Raw genomic sequence first — 16,265 nt, forward strand, 5'->3', positions numbered from 1 at the left:
CCTAGTCGGGAGGTCGGGGAGGGGCTGCGTGGACGGCTCAGGCGGCGCCCGGCCCCTGGAAGAGGGCGGCGGGTGACACCTGCAGGGCTGCGGCGATGGCGACGAGATCGTCGATATCGCATCGCCGCTTGGCGAGTTCGATGCGGGACAGCATCATGTTGGACATAGGGCGACCCAAGGCGGCACAGCGTGCCGCGAGTTGGCGCTGCCCAAGGCCGCGTTCGATGCGGAGGTTTTCGATGGTGCGAGCCATCCTCAATCCTGCGGGTCCTATTTCCAGAGATCGTGCTGCCATAGCTCCAGTTGTAGCGTGCATTCGGCGGTTTGGTTAACCGCCGATCGTCGGCTATGTTGCGCCGCGCTCAATCGGTGAGCGAGGCGGTCGGGGTGCTGCGCAAGGCCGGATCTCGAACACGTCCCAGCCTTCGTGAACCTCTCTGACGTGGGGTGTTGTGTTGTAGCTTCGCCACTCGCGGGACGTCAACGGCTTGCCGATGTGATGCTTCTGGCTCGGGACGCAGGGCAACTATTTGGTCAACCGCCGATCGTGCCCTACCGTTTTCGCACCGCCCTCGCCGACTCGATTTCCAGCGGCATTTCTGCCGTGAGAGATTGCGCCAGATAGGGCTGGACTTGCGCGCTGCGGGTGTGGCTATGTTGACGACACCTCGGAAAGCGCGAGCGGCCATCAACGCTGCCGCGTCAACGGCCAGAGATTCCACGTCCCTTCACGCCCGACACGCCCCCTACCGACGGTGAACCGTGGGCACCCAGCCCACCGGCCACCGAGTGAGGACCGCCCCTCTTGGCACGAATCCGCACCATCAAGCCGGAAGCCTTCGTCTCCGAGTCCCTGGCCGCCGTCTCTCTGACCGCCGAGCGCACCTTCTTCGGCCTGCTCACCCAGGCTGACGACCAGGGCCGGCACCGCGACCACGCCGCGATCATCGCCGGGCAGCTGTGGGTACTGCGCCCGGAACACACTCCTGGCGCTGTCGAGCAGGACCTCGCCCAGCTCGCCGACGCCAGGCTGATATGCCGCTACAAGGGCCCGGGCGACAAGCGCTACCTGCACATCGTCACCTGGCGGCAGCATCAGAAGATCAACCGCCCCAGCGCAAGCCGCCTTCCAGCCTGCCCGCACCACGAAACGCCGGCTCGCACCGCACCCGGCGTCGGCGCGCCGGCTGCGGGGACCGGCGTCACGGAGCCCGCACCCCAGCCTCACGGAGCCCTCCGTGAGGGCTCCGGGCGAATACGCGAGCCTGCGGTGAATCCGGTCACCGATGACGAAGCAGCAGGTCAGAGCGACTTCAGTGAATCCTCCGTGAGGCAGCGGGGAGGACTCAGTGAGGGAGCGGTGACACCTCAGCGTCCGGATCTAGGACCTAGGATCATGGATCTAGGAAATACCCCTTCGGGGGGCGCGAGCGCCCCCGCACCCCACCCCGTCTCGGCCAACGAGCTCATCGCCGAGTACGCCGCCGCTTGCACACACCGTCCGCCCAAGGACGTCCTGGGCCATCTCGCTCGCGAGGTGCGCAAGCTGCTCGGCGAGGACATCACCCCCGCCCACATCCGGGCTGGCCTAGAACGGCACCGCGCCAAGGGCCTGCACCCCAGCACTCTACCGAGCCTCGTGCACGAGGCCATGAACGCGACCCCCACCGTGCCGGTTGTCCACAGGGCGTGGACAAACCCCGCCGAGGTCGAAGCCGCCTACGGAGGTGACCTCTGACCGCCACCCTCACCCGCGAGCCCCACCGGGTCGGCCCGCTCGCCGACCGGCTCAACGGCATCCTTGCCAGTCGCGGCATCGACCTCGCCACCACCGCAGTCGAGGACGGGCACGCCGAGCCCGTCACCGCTCTGGAACTCGCCGACGCCAGGATCCCCGCTCGCTACCGCCGAGCCCTGGCCGACCACCCGAAGGTCACCGCCTGGGCCGACGCGATCGCCCACGCCGGACGCCCCGGCCCCGGCGGGCCGGGCATCGCCGAAGGCCCGTCGCTGCTGATCGCCGGCCCCACGGGCACCGGCAAGACCCACCAGGCGTACGGCGCCATCCGCACCCTGCTCGCCCGAGGGGTCCGTCTGCGCTGGGAAGCGACCACCACCGCCGACTTCCACGCGCGCCTGCGCCCCCGAGCCGGCCACGACGCCGAACGTGACCTGCAGACTCTGGCGCGCTGCCCGCTGCTGTTCCTGGACGACCTCGGCGCGGCCAAGACCAGCGAATGGACCGAGGAGCTGACCTACCGGCTCATCAATCACCGGTACGAGCACATGCTCCCCACCCTCATCACCACCAACCTTCCGATGGAGCATCTGCGCGTCACCCTCGGTGACCGCGTCGCCTCTCGCCTCGCCGAGATGACAGAGCGCGTCATCCTCGACGGCCCCGACCGACGACGCCGCACAGCGCCCGCAGCCTGACCGGCAGCCTCAGCGCCCTCTCCTGGCCGGCCCCGCCGCATCTCCCGCGCCCACACGAGCCCTGCCGCGCCAGCCACGCGCGTAGGCCGTTGCTCAGCGCTCCGTCGATTCGCCCTTCGCCCTCAATCCTCGACGCCTTGGAGCCCTCTCCTGCCTCCTCACAGCCCCGTCCTCCTCGCCATACGAATCAGCGGCACGACGCTCCTCCCTGACTGGGCCACCTCCCCGGTGATGACCGCAGCGCTCCTCATACCGCCCGTGCTGCTCGGCCTCCTCGCCGGGTGGCTTCTCCGCCAGCAGCGCCGTCGGCGGCATCACACCAGCCGCTGGCGTGGAACCGCCGCGGTGCCGGTCGCGGCCGTGGCCGCGCTCGGCTGCACTGCCTACAGCGCCGACACCAGCTGGCGGTTCGCCGCCGACTACCTCGACATGGGCGGCACCGCCGAGCGCGTCGCGATGTTCGCCGCCGCAGAGCTGGCCCTGTTCGCCACTGCCCTGATGGCCCGGCAGAACCTCAACGGCCCGAAGCAGGCACCCGGCCTGCCCGGCACCCTCACCTGGGTCACCACCGCAGTTCAGATCCTGCCCGCCTACGCCGAGTCCGGGCTGGTCGGCGGCACCGTGCGAGCCTTCGTCGGCCCGGTCATGGCCGCGATGCTGTGGCACCTGGCCATGGGCATCGAGCTGCGCCACCGCACCCCCGACGCCGCCTCACGCGGTCTGGCCGCCGTCCTCGTCCGCCAGGCACGCGAACGCCTCCTGGCCAGGCTCGGCATCGCCGACCAGGACGCCGATGCCGCCCGCCTCATCCGCGACCGCGCGCTGAGCGAAGCCGTCGCCCTCATCCTGCGCGCCGAATCGATGACCGACCGCCAGCGGAGCAAGCGGCGGCAACGACGCCTCGCAGAACGCCTGCACGAGGCCCTGGAGCGGGCCGATGTCGACGGCGACCCGCTCCAGGACAAGCTGCTGCTGCACAAGCTCGCCACCCGCAAGCAGTCCCTCGGCCTCGCTTCCATCACGCTGCCGCCGCGCTGGGAGGTACCGGCCTCCGGGCACAGTAACCCGCGCTCCGGCCGCACGGCACAACTGCCGCGAGCAGAGGAACCTGCCCGCCCGCACCCGTCAGATCCAGGTGACGACACGGTCCCTCCGGCTGCCCGCCCGCAGCCTGCCCGCCCGGAGCCCGGGCTGCCCGCACGGGCAGAAACTGAAGACAGCCGGGCGCTCACGGGCAACAACTCGGGCAGGCACGAGCGGAAACCGGCTGCCCGGAAGAAGCGCGACGCCGCCAAAGCCCGTGCCTCCGACGAGGTCATCCTCAAGCACGCTCGCCGCATCTACCAGGAGACTGGCAGCGTCGGCCGCGACCGAGTCGAGGACGCCCTGCGCGCCGCCGGCTACACCGTCTCCAGCGACGGCGTCGGACGAGTCGTCCGCGAGTTCAAGGACCAGCTCAAAGCCGCAGCCGGCCATCCACCCCGCTGATCCCCGCAGCACCAGCACTCCCCACCACACCCCGACCCGAAAGGCCCCATGCAGACTCAGCTCCACGAAGACCCCATGGCCCCCGAGGAATCCCTGCCGTCCACCCCTGCCGCAGGCGGAGCAAGTTGGAGGTCCGGACACTCCCCCGCAGGGGGAGCGCCCGAACCCGATCCCGCCCCGGGGGTGGCGGGTCCCGTCCGGCACCAGGGGGCGCCGGACGGGAAGGGTACGACCGAGGGTGGACCGCAGCCAGGCAAGGGCAGGGCCAGGAAGGGGAAGTCGCGTCAGCGTGACAAGAAGCAGCGCCCCGCGCACAGCGTCCGCCTCAACGACCAGGAACTCGCCATCATCCAGTCCGGCGCCGACCACGTCGGCATGAGCGTGGCCGGGTTCCTGGCCCACTCCGCCCTGGCCGCAGCCCGCGACCAGTCCCGCACCGCGGCGGCCATCGCCACCGAGCGGGACATCCTGACGGCCCTGTTCGGTGTGCGCCGTCAGCTCGGCTGGGCGGGCAGCAACGTCAACCAGATCGCCAAGGCACTCAACTCTGATGCCGACGTACCGCACTTCGCCGCTGCCCTCGCCGACCTGCAGTGTGCCGCGCAGGCCGTCCAGCGGGCAGCCGACAGGGTCGCCAACGGGCAGGAGGACGAAGCGGCTTGATCCCCCGGATCCATCAGCAAGGCAGCAACACCCTGGGGCTCCTGCACTACCTGTACGGCAAGGGCACCCACGAGGAGCACATCGACCCGCACCTGGTCGCTTCCTTCGACGGCATGGCCCCCGACCCCGGCCGCGACCCCTCGGTCACGAAGAAAGACCTCCAGCACCTCCTCGACCAGCCCCTGTCGCTGCTCGACGAGGGCCAACGTCCCGACAAGCACGTCTGGCACTGCTCGGTGCGCGCCGCGCCCGACGACCCGATTCTGTCCGACGAGCAGTGGGGCGACATCGCCCGCCGCATGGTCGCCGCCACCGGTATCGACCCCGGCGACGGCGCCGGCTGCCGCTGGGCAGCCGTCCGGCACGCCGACGACCACATCCACATCATCGCCACCCTCGTCCGCGAGGACGGCCGCCGCCCCGACCACCACCGCTCGGGCAAACGCGCCCAGGCCGAGTGCCGCCTGATCGAAAAGGAACTCGGCCTGCACCAGGTCGCGCCCGGGGACGGCACCGCCGCCAAGCGGGCCACCAGCGCGGAGCGGCACGCGGCCGAACGCACGGGACGGGAGCGCCCCGCGCGGGAGGAGCTGCGGGAGACCGTACGGCGCGCGGTCGCCGGCGCCGGCAGCGAGGAGGAGTTCTTCGACCGGCTGGCCGTCGCCGGTCTTCTGATTCGTAAGCGCGTCGCGCCCTCCGGTGACCTGCTCGGCTACAAGGTCGCACTGCCCGATGACCGCACCGGTGAGAAGGAGCCGGTGTTCTACGCGGGCTCCACGCTCGCACCAGATCTGTCCCTGCCCCGCATCCGCGAACGCTGGGCCCTGCCCGTGGAGGCTGTGGCCTCGGCGGACGGCTCCGAGCGGGAACAGCCGGTCATGCCGGACGTGACAGGTCCCGCGTTCGCGCGGCGCCGGGCCACCGCAGCCACCTGGCAGGCCCTCCTGATCATCGATCGCGGTGATGACGGCGCGGCAGCGGCCCAGATCGCAGCGGCGGGTGAGGTCCTGGACGCACTGGCCAAGACCTCCGCCGCCCACACCCGCAAGGAGCTGCGCGAGGCGGCCTTCGTGTTCGAGCGGGCCAGCCGCTCCCACGTGAGGGCCGTACGCGGGCACGACCGCGCCCTGCGCCAGGCCGCCCGCGACCTCGTCCACAGCGGACCAACCCTGGGTCGCGGGGAAGACGGCGCCACCACCGCCATGCTCATCGACATGGCCTTCTTCCTCGCCATCGCCGCGGCGAACTGGCACGCGAAGAAGGAGCACGCGCAGCAGGCCGCCGCAGCTCAGCAGGCAGCCGAACACCTTCGGGCCGCCTACGGATCCGCAGCAGCCCAGCCGATGGACGTCCTGCGGCAGCGAGGCCAGCGTCTAACGCCGCGTGTTCGGCAACGGCACGCCGCCCTGCTCCAGCAACTGCTGCCGGAGCTGGCCGAGCAGATCCGCGCTGAGGCCGGCTGGGCCGCCTTGGCCGCCACCCTCGACGACGTCCGGAAGGCCGGCCACGACCCGGCCGTTCTGCTGGCCGACGCCGCACAACGACGTGACCTCGACACCGCCGACTCCATCAGTGATGTCCTGGTGTGGCGCCTGCGCCGCAGTGCACACCTGCTGGCCCTACCCGCAAGCCCCGACGGAACGGCCACGATGGGCACTCGGCGCAGCGCACCCCTCGCGCCCGTCACGCAACCGGCCACCAGCACCGTGAACGACCCCAGCCGACGGCGCTGACCAGCGAAAACCGGGCGAAATATAGCCGACGATCGCCGGTTGGCCAAACCGGCGATCCTCCGGACCATCGGTGCCCAGAGGCCCCACAACCTCGGTTGGCACCTCCGTCCCCACCGCAGTCGAGCGCGCGGAACCCCCGCCACCGGCCCACGCTCAGCAACCACCCTTCCGCGAGCACCCTGCTTCTCGCACGACACCACACAAGGAACCACCCATGCACTCCTCCGTTCGCCCCGAAGTCGTCCTCCTGCTCACCACGTTGGACCTCAACCACCCCGGCACCCGGCAGCGCCCGTACCACCGCGACGGACGCCCGTTCACCCTCGCCGAACGCGACCTGCTGATCACCTTCACCCCGGAAGAAAAGGCCGCCGCGATTGCGCAGATAGAGCTCGAAGACGAATGGCAGCGTGAACTCGACGAAATAAAGGACGCCTTCGTCGACCTGCTCATGAAGTACTTCGCCAAGCTCCCCGAGGGATCCGTGGTCAGCGACGCCGTTGCCATCATGACCGACGAGGACTACGCGAGGTTCGAACACCTGGCCGAGATCGCCACCGCGGAAGACACCCTCGAATTCCGCGCCCTGTACGAAGGAAGCTGACCGGCCGCACACCCACGACGGCCCGCTCTGCGGGTACCCGAAGCCGGGCCCCCGACGGGAGGCCCGGATTCGTGTGCGTTGGACGGGCCCTCAGCAGGCCGGGGCGCGCAGGAGCCGATCGCGTGTACTCTCCGGCAGCACCCGGCGCAGCACCGGCGCACTGGAACTGAGGGAGTCGGCGAACGAGGCGACGAGGTCGTGCGGCACGCTGCTGCTGAACGAAGCCGCCCATAGATAGCCCGCACCGAACACCGGCTCGGCCCACGCCTGCCACCCCGCCAGGGCCGCCTCGCCAGCCTCGGCCACCAGCGCGAGCGGGTCGCCATCCTGGATGAGGGGCGGCACCTCACCCAGGTGGATGTGGGAGGCGAACGTCGGATCCACCGCTCCCACGCCGGGCTGGTCGACGTCGCGCAGCCAGCCGTGTGCCGTTACCGCGTCGAGGACCAGCTCGGGGCCACCGCACGGCAGAGCAGGCTCATCGCGAGCGTCGAACGCGGTAAGGAAGCCAGCGAGGATCTCTCCTGGGACGTCGGGGGTGAAGTAGGCCGACCACTGGGCGAGCGGGCTGCGCAGGTCCGTACGGGCGGACACTTGCCAGGCGATCGGCAGGTTCCCCAGGTGGAACGGCTCGTCCGGCAGGACCCACTGTGCCCATCGCAGGGAGTCGGGGCTGATGTGCAGGACGGTGCTGCGCAGGACCTGACGGTCCTCCGGCGCCTCATCCGGCTCCCGGCACCCGCGGACGAGCATCAGGCTCGCCCAGCCCAGGCTGGCGAGCGTGTCAGCGACGGTGTCGTAGAGGCGGCCATCGTCACCGGCCAGGTGCCGGGGACCGACCCAGTACACGGACGGGACGCAGGCCGGAGCGGGTGGATCGATCGGGAAATCGGGATGCAGGTGCGCCTCCAAGGGGCTGGGGGCTGGGGCTTGATGCCGCCAGCGGTGCGTGCAACTGGATGGAGGTGCCGGACTGGCCTTCCGGCGACCTCGGGTGGCAGATGCGGGGCTACCCCGTCTCGCCCTCACCAGGCAGACGACAGGTTTCCCCAGGGCGCCGACTCGAGCCTCTGGCTGTCACACCCGCTGGGAGGTCTCCAGCACGCACGCGACTGCCGCAGCGACGACGTCCGCTGGCGTCTCGGTGTCGAAGGACATCTGGTAGCCGCGCACCTTGGCCGTACCGGTGACGGCGATCTTCCACCCCTCGCCGTCGGTACCAGGACGCCCGAGCGGAAACCATCCAAGGTAGAAGCGCCCATCCTTCGAATTGATGTGCACGTCCGCGCGGTCGTCCACGACCAGGTGGAAGTCGTCGGTGGAGAACTGATCCATCACGAGCGTGGCCTGGCCCGGGCCGAGCAGCCACTCACGCAGCCGCAGGGCCTCGGGTGGAGAATCCGGGACCCTGGGGTGCCGCAGTAACGGCAATAACCTCTTTGACCTGGCGTTTTTGCGAGTATGTCGTCCAGGTTCACATGCCCTTGCGGCGCTGACCAGTCATTCGTGGATCTTTGCTGTCTGCCCCCGGCGAACTGACACGCAGAGCGCGAGATCTCGCTGTCCAGCCGCGGAAAACGGCGTGCGCCCGGTGGGAGCAGTGCTGATAGTTGCCGCATGGATGCGATCGAGGCCGCACGCGCCGTCGTAGATGAACAGCACCCCGAAGCGCGCGCCGCGTTCCTGGGCGGCAGCGTTGTGACGGGCCGCCGAACGGCCACGTCGGACCTCGACGTCGTGGTCCTGCTCCACGGAGCCCCAGCCCCCTACCGGGCAAGCCTCCAGTACACCGGCTGGCCAGTGGAGATGTTCGTGCACACCGAGGCGACGTGGCACGCCTACGTCGCACGGGAGCTGCGCAAGCGCCGGTCACCGCTGCTGTGGATGTGTGCCGACGGGCTGCTGCTCTTCGACACCGACGGACTCGGGGCCCGCCTCGCCGCGCAGGCCCGGAGGCTGACCGCCGCCGGACCACCACCGGTGTCGTCGGAAGAGATCGACGACCGCCGCTACGCGATCACCGACCTGCTGGACGACCTCGCAGGAAGCGACAACTCGAGCGAACATCTCTTCATCGCGACCGAACTGGTCCGACGCACCGGCGAGCTGGCACTGGCCGTTGGCGGTTCGTGGGGTGGCGGTGGGAAGTGGCTGGCACGCCGTCTTAAGACGACTGCGCCAGGGCTCAGCGCACGCCTCCACCACGGCCTACAGGAGGTACTGGACGGGAGAGTCGAGACACTCGTGGCCGTCGTGGACGAGGTGCTCGGGCAGACCGGTGGCCGGTTGTGGGTCGGCTACAAGCGTGTCGGGGCGCCCTGAGCGATCCCGCGCTGCGGACGTCGCAACGTCTGTTCTTCCACGTGCAGATCACTTGACGGAGAGCAACGCCCGAGCCTCCTCGGCGCACCCCCACGACAGCGTGACGCCGGCGCCTCCGTGGCCGTAGTTGTGCACGACCACGGTGCCGTCCGCCCCCACATCTTCCTCCACACGGACCGTGGCGCGGGTCGGTCGAGCGCCGACCCGGTGCTCCAGGACACGGGCCTCGGCGAGGCGGGGCTCGACCTCGACACAGCGGGCGAGGATGCCGGCCGCCGCCTTGTCGTCGGGGGCCAGATCGCCTTCGCCGTCGATCGCTGTGCCGCCCAGGACGACGGTGTCGCCGTGAGGGTAGAAGCACAGGAGGTCCGGGGAGAGGCCGGTGTCCTCGGAGAAGAACTCGGTCAGCCCGGGGTTGGTGACGACGACGTGCTGGCCGCGGATGGGCCGGAGGTCAGGGTCCGGAACCAGGTCGCGCGCCCCGAGGCCCACGCAGTTGACGATCGCCGAAGCCGGACCGGCGTCCGAGAGCAAGGCCAGCCGTCGCTGCTGGACCACACCGCCGGCATCGCGGAGCCGGCACAGGAGATAGTCGAGGTAGGTGGGCATGTCGATCAGTGGCACAGTGAACCGGTAGCCCGCCATGAACCCGGCCGGAAGTTCGGCCCGCTCGCACGGTCGGAAACCTGGCAAAGTGGTGGCCCAGTCCGGCGCGGCTTCGGTCGTGCGGGATGCCTCGATGCCACTGATGAGCCGGACGCCCGTCGCCGGACCCTGGGCCAGCTCCCGGAAGATCTCCAAGGACCGTTGTCCCCACTGATCGACCTTTTCCTTCGGCTCAACCAGGTAAGGCCCCCACATCGCCCCGGCAGCCAGCGACGTGGTCCCCGGCACCTGCTCGGCGATCACGTGCAGCGCAGCCCCGGCCTCGGCGAGAACCACGGCTGTGGTGAGCCCAGCCACCCCAGCCCCGACAACGACAACGCGCTCCCCTGCTGTCATGAGACGACCGTAACGGCCTGCGCGTGACGGCGGTGCGTGGGCGAGGTTGTCCTCCAACACATGCGCCGCGGGATTGACCACGGGGCATCGTGAGGACCTTCCAAGCGGGATGTAGTACCTCGCAGGCCCGCCCTGGTCACGGGACTCATACTGCGGGGGACGGTAGGCACTTCCGTGACCAGGGCGGGGGCTTAACCGCGGCGGAGGAATCCTCGTCGGCCCCGATGTCTGCCGGCCCGCCGTGCTGAGGCCGACGCGGGGGAGGTGGCATCGCTCGGCCGAGCGCGACGAGTTGGTTCGTCCCGGCTGAGGAGAGACTGCCAGACCCGCTCCTGGAGTGCTCGGATGCAGGGCCCGCAGGCGTACATGGGCGCCTGGGCTCCGGCGACGCTCGCGGGACCGATCCACAGGACGCGAGTCCACCGCTGCCCGCAGTAGAGCCAGCACGATCCGTCGCCCCACTCGTTGCCGTCATCGGTGGCTGCCGGTGCGGGTAGTCCGCCGCGTGCAAACTCGGCGATCCCCGGGATCACCCTGTGCAGTAATGCGGCTTCCGTGAGCATGGCGTGTCCGCCCCCCCCCTTGGTCAGTGGCTGCGGACAGCGGAGGAAGCGTCCTTCTGCTTCTCGGCGTCGGAGAACAGGAGGGTGGGCTCGGCGAGGATGTCGCGGCCGGCCTCGCTCTTGTAGATCTCGTCGACGCTGCCGAAGCGGGCTTCGGAGTAGTCGAGGTTCAGCAGCGCGGCGGCCTGCCGGACCGATGCCTCGTCGGGCCCCTCGATCTCCAGGAAGGTGGGGAGGTCGGGCCAGGTGTCGAAGTCGAAGGCGACCTCGCCCAGGCGCCACTCCTCGCGGTAGTTCTCCTGGTAGCGCACCTCGGTGAGGCCGACCCGCCGCAGGATGTCGGCCATGGCGTGCAGGTCGGACACCTCGGTCTCGATCTCCTTGGTGCCGTCGATCGTGGTGGCGTCGGTGACCTGCTTGAGCGTGAGGGTCGATCGGGTGCCTTCGTCCCGAAGGCGGACCCAGGCCCCGCCGTCGAGGGAGTCGTTCTCGAAGATCTTGCGGGTGAGGAGGGTGCGGGGGAACGCCTGGATGGCTCCGAGGGCGGTCAGTTTGGTCTGGAGGTCAGTGGTGTCGACGGCCAGGAACTTCGCCTCGTACTCGTGATCCATGGGGTCCTTCTCTCAGAAGTCGTCGGTGAAGGGGGACGTTCGGGCTGCCATGAACAGGCCCATGCGGTGGGTGTGGTCGTTCGGCTGGCCGACGTGCGCTCGTTCCGTGAACTCGTTCGTGCGCAGGGTGAGCAGGATTTCCCAGTCACCGATGAAGTGAGGGAGCAGGCGCTCGGGGGAGGTGTAGTGCTCGGTCATGTGGTGGCGTCTTTCGACGGGCATCATGAACTCCGCACCGAACACACCGCCCGGACGGACCAGGCGTTGCATGCGGTCGACGAACTCGGCGAGCGGGCGGTGGTGGTTGGCACTGTAGTGCCACGAGCAGCTCGTCCAGATCGCCTCGCACTGCACGCCCAGGGGCTTGCCCTCGAGGAAGTCGTCCTCGACCACGTGGACACGGGAATGGAGTTCTTCGAGCTTCAGCCGGTCGATCAGGCCCATCGCGTGGGCCTCGCTGTCACCCGGAAGGCGTACCTCGCCTCCGTGCAGGGCGAGCGCGTCGCGTTCGATGGCGACCACGTGGTAGCCGGCGGCGGCCAGCGGCAGGACGAATTTGCCGTCGCTCGCGCCGACGACCGCGACGGTGGCGTCAGGGGCGACTCGCTCGCGCAGTGTGCCGAGGAACTGGGGGAAGAAGGTGAGGGTGTGCTCCCACAGGCTCTGGGTCTGCATGGGAGTTCGCTCCTTGCCTGTCGGTTTCTGTGATCACATGGAGGACCTCTTCGGGGCTGCGCCCCGTGGTGTCGACGCGACGCATTGGGAACGAGGCGTAGGCGTCGGTCACCTGGTCCGGGACGGTTTCGATCAGTGCGTCCCACTGCGTCGCTGGCTTGTCCCGGGCGGCCAGACGACGGCGGCGTTCGTCGTCACCGCAGACGAGGTAGTACGTGACGGGTGTCGGGAGCCGACGCGGCAGCGTGACGCCGAGCCGAGCCCCCATGGCCTGGTGGGTGGCGAGACACCGGGCGAAGTAGCTCTCGACGACCACGGGGACGCCGGCGTCGAGGTGGCTCTGGACTTCCTCGGCCGCGGTGAACAGCGCGGAGAGGTAGAGGCACATCCGCGCGTCGACGTTGGTCCGCTGGTCCACGGCCGCCCTGAGGGGCTGGTACAGGGCGGGCACGGTGGGGACGAGGACGGCTTGCCGGGCGGCGGCGAGCATCGGGGCGATGGTCGACTTCCCGGTGCCCCGTAAGCCCTCCAGGCTCTCGAATCGCGGTTGGTCAGGCACGGGCGTACACCACGTCCGGCACCGCGAGCGTGAGCTCGTCGCTGGCCGAAGGCTGGTGGACGATGCGGCCGGCGCTCTTCTCGTACCAGAAGGCGTGAGAGTCCTTGCCCACGGCCTTGCAGGACATGGTCAGAGCACCACGCGGGTCGGCCTCAATCCGCTCGATCTCGCGGGGTCCGCCCGTCGGGGCGCAGAGCTGCGGGGCGCCGTTCTCGGAGAGGTCCTCGTCGACGATCACCTCCAGGGGCAGGTCGGCCGCCGAGAGCTCGTCGCGGAGCCGACCGTAGGCGGCCGGGCTGGTGATCAGCAGTTCGGGGTGGTCGGCGGCGTTACCGACGGGCCGCAGGTGGTGGAGCTTGAGTTGCCGGACCCCGATCCCGGCCAGGATGCTGGCGAGGGGGAGTACCTCACCGATGTTCCGTGAGGTCACGGTCATGGTCGCACCGGTCGGCACTCCGAGGTCCCGTGCCAGGCTCAGTGCGTTGAGGGCGCTCTGGTAACTGCCGTGCCTGCGGATGCCGTCGTTGGTCGATCCGACGCCCTCCAGGGACACCCTGAGGAGGTCCAGGTGCGGCGCGATCTCCGTCAGGCGTCGCTCGATCCGGTACCCGTTGGTGCAGATCTCCACGCGCTGGCCCAGTTCTTCCTTGGCGTGGCGAACGACCTGCGGGAGGTCCCGGTGAACGAATGGCTCCCCGCCGAGCAGGGTGACTTCCTCCGTGCCGTACTCGTCTCGCATCAGGGTGAGGAGGCGACTGGCTTCGTCGGCGGTGAAGGCGTCCGCGTACTGAAGACGCTTGCCGTGGAAGCAGTGCAGGCACGTGAAGTTGCAGCGGTAGAGCAGCTGCAGGTACAGCATCCGGATCTTCCAGATCCCGGTGACTTCCCTGATCACTTGGGCTCCTTCGGCTGGCTGCCTTTCGGGAACCCGATCGTGGCTGTCTACCCGGGGACCTCGTCACCGCGTTCAGGGACGGCCCGAGGACGTCCTGGGACGTTTTCCGTCACCTGCGAGCGACTCCAGGACGCGTAGAAGGCGCTTGGCGTCTGCCAGGTCCGGAAGGACCTCTGGGGCGCCGGCCGCTGCGAGTTCCGCGCGATCGTGCAGACCGGAGGCGACGGCGATGACCCCGCACCCCGTGGCCAGGGCAGCCTCCACATCACGAGGGGTGTCCCCGACCAGGACGATGGGCGTGTCGACCCGGACGCCATGAAGCCGCTGCACTCGCTCGCGGGCGACCGCGACCAGATCGGAACGGAGATCGGCGTCCGCTCCGTAGGCGCCCACCGGCAGGTCCAGCAAGGAGTCGAGGCCGAACGCTGAGAGCTTCACACGGGCGTTGGCTGCGATGTTGCCGGTCAGGACAGAGGAGACCCAGCCGCTCCGTGCCGAGGCGGCCTTCAATGCTTCATGGGCTCCTGGCAAGGCCCATCCGCGCGACCGCAGAGCGTCCCGGCGCTCACTCCCTGCCCGTTCGAGGGCGGCCTCAATGCCGGGCCAGTCGGGTACGGGCAGCCCATCCCGAACGAACATGTCGCGCATGATCAGTCGGTCCGTACGCCCCTCGGTGCGTGCCGGCCCCGTCGGCTCGCGCCCCGAAAGCGCCGAGAAGGCGGCGGCGTAGATCTCCTTACTCACCCCCGCGTTCTCGATGAGGGTGTGGTCGATGTCCCACAGGACGATGAGCTCCATGACGCCAGCGTAAGCAGCAGCCGGTGACACTATGATTCTGCGACAACGTCCCACAACGTCCTTGCGCGATCACGCGTTGCACCGCTTGCATGGTTTCTGTGAACGACCGACTGCATACCGTGCTCGCCCAACGAGGGGTCTCACCCGATGCGCTCGCGGAGATCTGCGAGGTCGACCCCAAGACAGTGAGCCGGTGGCTGGGAGGACGGGTTCCTCACGCGCGGCATCGCTTTCGCGTGGCCGGTCATCTGCGCGTCGAGGAGACCTTCCTCTGGCCGACGCCCTCCAAGCGGCCCGGTCCACCCCGCGACGGATTAGGCACCGAACTGGTCGGCGCCTACCAGAACCGAGCCAGCGTGCCGCGGGACGTATGGCTCTCGCTGCTGCGGGAGGCCCGGCAGGAGATCAGCGTCCTCGTCTTCTCGGGCACGTTCTTCGCCCAGTCCAACCCGCACGTCGCCAAGATGCTCTCCGAACGCGCCGCCGAGGGCGTTCGGGTTCGCCTGTGCTTCGGTGACCCCGACGGGCAGGCGGTCGCCGTCCGGGGCCGCGAAGAGGGAATCGGCGACACACTCGCCGCCAAGATCCGCGCCTCGCTGACGTACTACCGCCCCCTGCTGGGCGAGGCCGGGTGCGCGGTGGGTCTGCATGACACCACGCTCTACACGTCCATGTTCCGCTACGACGACGACCTCCTCGTCAATCCCCACATCTGGGGGCAGCCGGCCAGCGCCAACCCGCTCCTCCACCTCAGGAGAGCCCAAGGCATGGGGTGGTTCGACAACTACGCTCAGAGCTTCGACGCCGTCTGGGCCGCCGCACGGCCGTGGGCACCCGACCAGGAGAGGACCGCCGACCATGGGCAGGACTGAGTACTACAACGACCCGGCCGCGCCGAAAGCGAACACCCTCATCCCGGCCAGCAACCTGCTCGTCGCCGACGAGACCGGCGCCATCCTCCTCCAACGCCGCCGCGACACCGGACAGTGGGCACTCCCCGGCGGAGCCCAGGACATCGGCGAGACCGCGGCCCAGTGCGCCGTCCGCGAGTGCCTGGAGGAGACCGGCATCATCGCGGAGATCACCGGCTTCCTCGGCGTCTACACCAACCCGAACCACATCGTCGCCTACACCGACGGCGAGATCCGCCAGCAGTACGAGAACACCTACATCGGCCGCCCTGTCGGCGGCGAGCCCACAATCAACGACGAGGCCGACGGCGTCCGCTTCGTCCAGCCCGCAGACCTGGACCAGTACGACATCCACCCGAGCATGCGCCAGCAAATCGGCGACTACCTCGCCGGCACCTATCCCTACCTCGGCTGAGCCGCCAGAGCGGCCTCGATCCTCTCGACAGAGGAGAAGATCTCCGGCGCCGCCCGCCGGATGAACCGACCGACCACGCTGTCCGCGCCGTAGCGGCCGACGATCTCCGTAACCCGCTCTCGCGCGGTCGTCCGGCCACCGTCGGGCGTCGTCTTCATGTCGCAGTACACGAGGGCGTCAACAAGCAGCGGATCGTCCGGCAGAGGAAACTCCGTAGCCAGCACTTCTCTCAACCCGCGTTCCTCGGCTTCCAGAAGCGCGAACGAATGGTTCGCCACCAGGCGGGTCAGCCGCTCATCGGCTCCGTGTTCGTCCCGAAGGAAGCGTGCTCCGTCGAGCGGATGGAACTCTGAGAGGGCCAAGCGAGGCGCGTATCCCACATCGTGCAGAATGGCGGCCGCGGTCAGCAGTTCAGCGTCCGTACGCAGGAGGCACCCTAGTTCCTCCGCTCTGCCAGCTACTCCCTGGCTGTGCAGCCATCGTCGAGGCAGCAACTCACGGAGCTCCACCTCCGCGATGCGCCCTGCCCAATCCAGCGTTACCTCGTCCATTGGCGACTTCATGCCCGTCAGGCTCGTCTCCCATTCCCT

18 protein-coding genes and 1 pseudogene are annotated in these 16,265 nt (G+C 69.4%); 9 read left to right on the forward strand and 10 right to left on the reverse strand.

The features are described from left to right. Positions 1–37: 37 nt before the first annotated feature. Positions 38–295 carry a helix-turn-helix domain-containing protein gene (locus ACGFZL_RS03685; RefSeq protein ID WP_393688909.1) on the reverse strand — a complete coding sequence of 86 codons (258 nt, stop codon included), beginning with the start codon at positions 293–295 and terminating at the stop codon, positions 38–40. A gap of 510 nt (positions 296–805) precedes the next feature. Here ACGFZL_RS03685 and ACGFZL_RS03690 point away from each other — a divergent pair. From ACGFZL_RS03690 to ACGFZL_RS03715, 6 genes are all read left to right on the forward strand, one after another. Then, complete coding sequence (locus ACGFZL_RS03690; protein ID WP_393688911.1) at positions 806–1,738, forward strand: hypothetical protein; 933 nt, start codon at positions 806–808, stop codon at positions 1,736–1,738. Continuing rightward, positions 1,735–2,436 (forward strand): ATP-binding protein, encoded by a 702-nt coding sequence (locus ACGFZL_RS03695; RefSeq protein WP_393689582.1) that lies wholly within the window; start codon positions 1,735–1,737, stop codon positions 2,434–2,436. The genes ACGFZL_RS03690 and ACGFZL_RS03695 overlap by 4 nt, the downstream gene beginning before the upstream one ends. Positions 2,437–2,667: 231 nt before the next feature. Continuing rightward, positions 2,668–3,924: a hypothetical protein gene (locus tag ACGFZL_RS03700; RefSeq protein ID WP_393688913.1), complete on the forward strand. Its 1,257-nt coding sequence runs from the start codon at positions 2,668–2,670 to the stop codon at positions 3,922–3,924. Between the two features lie 183 nt (positions 3,925–4,107). After that, positions 4,108–4,587, forward strand: a complete 480-nt coding sequence (locus tag ACGFZL_RS03705) for a plasmid mobilization protein (RefSeq protein WP_393688915.1) — start codon at positions 4,108–4,110, stop codon at positions 4,585–4,587. Then, positions 4,584–6,320 (forward strand): relaxase/mobilization nuclease domain-containing protein, encoded by a 1,737-nt coding sequence (locus tag ACGFZL_RS03710; RefSeq protein WP_393688917.1) that lies wholly within the window; start codon positions 4,584–4,586, stop codon positions 6,318–6,320. Before ACGFZL_RS03705 ends, ACGFZL_RS03710 begins: the two co-directional genes overlap by 4 nt. Positions 6,321–6,534: 214 nt before the next feature. Further along, positions 6,535–6,924: a hypothetical protein gene (locus tag ACGFZL_RS03715; protein ID WP_393688919.1), complete on the forward strand. Its 390-nt coding sequence runs from the start codon at positions 6,535–6,537 to the stop codon at positions 6,922–6,924. A 90-nt stretch (positions 6,925–7,014) separates the two neighbouring features. Here the strand turns inward: ACGFZL_RS03715 and ACGFZL_RS03720 are convergent, their stop codons facing one another. Together ACGFZL_RS03720 and ACGFZL_RS03725 are read right to left on the reverse strand one after the other, a co-directional pair. Beyond that, positions 7,015–7,836 (reverse strand): DUF317 domain-containing protein, encoded by an 822-nt coding sequence (locus ACGFZL_RS03720; protein WP_393688921.1) that lies wholly within the window; start codon positions 7,834–7,836, stop codon positions 7,015–7,017. 165 nt (positions 7,837–8,001) lie between these two features. Further along, positions 8,002–8,356 (reverse strand): annotated as a pseudogene (locus tag ACGFZL_RS03725) (DUF317 domain-containing protein). A 185-nt stretch (positions 8,357–8,541) separates the two neighbouring features. On the opposite strand from ACGFZL_RS03725, the gene ACGFZL_RS03730 reads away from it, so the two are divergent. Next, the gene (locus ACGFZL_RS03730; protein WP_393688923.1) at positions 8,542–9,246 is read left to right on the forward strand and encodes a nucleotidyltransferase domain-containing protein; all 705 of its coding nucleotides are present in this window, start codon (positions 8,542–8,544) and stop codon (positions 9,244–9,246) included. Positions 9,247–9,294: 48 nt separating this feature from the next. Here the strand turns inward: ACGFZL_RS03730 and ACGFZL_RS03735 are convergent, their stop codons facing one another. The 6 genes from ACGFZL_RS03735 to ACGFZL_RS03760 form a co-directional block, all read right to left on the reverse strand. Next, positions 9,295–10,248, reverse strand: coding sequence for an FAD-dependent oxidoreductase (locus ACGFZL_RS03735; protein WP_393688925.1), 954 nt, complete (start codon positions 10,246–10,248; stop codon positions 9,295–9,297). A 586-nt stretch (positions 10,249–10,834) separates the two neighbouring features. After that, the gene (locus tag ACGFZL_RS03740) at positions 10,835–11,422 is read right to left on the reverse strand and encodes a class IV adenylate cyclase (RefSeq protein WP_393688927.1); all 588 of its coding nucleotides are present in this window, start codon (positions 11,420–11,422) and stop codon (positions 10,835–10,837) included. Positions 11,423–11,434: 12 nt separating this feature from the next. After that, positions 11,435–12,097 carry a class I SAM-dependent methyltransferase gene (locus ACGFZL_RS03745; RefSeq protein WP_393688929.1) on the reverse strand — a complete coding sequence of 221 codons (663 nt, stop codon included), beginning with the start codon at positions 12,095–12,097 and terminating at the stop codon, positions 11,435–11,437. Next, positions 12,015–12,587 (reverse strand): hypothetical protein, encoded by a 573-nt coding sequence (locus ACGFZL_RS03750; RefSeq protein WP_393688931.1) that lies wholly within the window; start codon positions 12,585–12,587, stop codon positions 12,015–12,017. Before ACGFZL_RS03750 ends, ACGFZL_RS03745 begins: the two co-directional genes overlap by 83 nt. A 61-nt stretch (positions 12,588–12,648) precedes the next feature. Then, the gene (locus ACGFZL_RS03755; RefSeq protein ID WP_393688933.1) at positions 12,649–13,551 is read right to left on the reverse strand and encodes a radical SAM protein; all 903 of its coding nucleotides are present in this window, start codon (positions 13,549–13,551) and stop codon (positions 12,649–12,651) included. Positions 13,552–13,623: 72 nt separating this feature from the next. Continuing rightward, positions 13,624–14,349 carry an HAD family hydrolase gene (locus ACGFZL_RS03760; RefSeq protein ID WP_393688935.1) on the reverse strand — a complete coding sequence of 242 codons (726 nt, stop codon included), beginning with the start codon at positions 14,347–14,349 and terminating at the stop codon, positions 13,624–13,626. A gap of 98 nt (positions 14,350–14,447) precedes the next feature. Between ACGFZL_RS03760 and ACGFZL_RS03765 the strand changes: the two genes are divergently transcribed. After that, positions 14,448–15,221, forward strand: coding sequence for a helix-turn-helix domain-containing protein (locus ACGFZL_RS03765; RefSeq protein WP_393688937.1), 774 nt, complete (start codon positions 14,448–14,450; stop codon positions 15,219–15,221). After that, on the forward strand, positions 15,208–15,675 hold the full coding sequence (locus ACGFZL_RS03770) for an NUDIX hydrolase (RefSeq protein WP_142199944.1): 468 nt from the start codon (positions 15,208–15,210) through the stop codon (positions 15,673–15,675). Before ACGFZL_RS03765 ends, ACGFZL_RS03770 begins: the two co-directional genes overlap by 14 nt. Here ACGFZL_RS03770 and ACGFZL_RS03775 read toward each other — a convergent pair. Further along, entirely contained in the window at positions 15,663–16,226 is a 564-nt protein-coding gene (locus tag ACGFZL_RS03775) for an HD domain-containing protein (protein WP_393688939.1), read from the reverse strand. The genes ACGFZL_RS03770 and ACGFZL_RS03775 overlap by 13 nt on opposite strands. Positions 16,227–16,265 lie beyond the last annotated feature (39 nt).

It is taken from the genome of Streptomyces sp. NPDC048182, assembly GCF_043202555.1.
GTDB lineage: Bacteria > Actinomycetota > Actinomycetes > Streptomycetales > Streptomycetaceae > Streptomyces.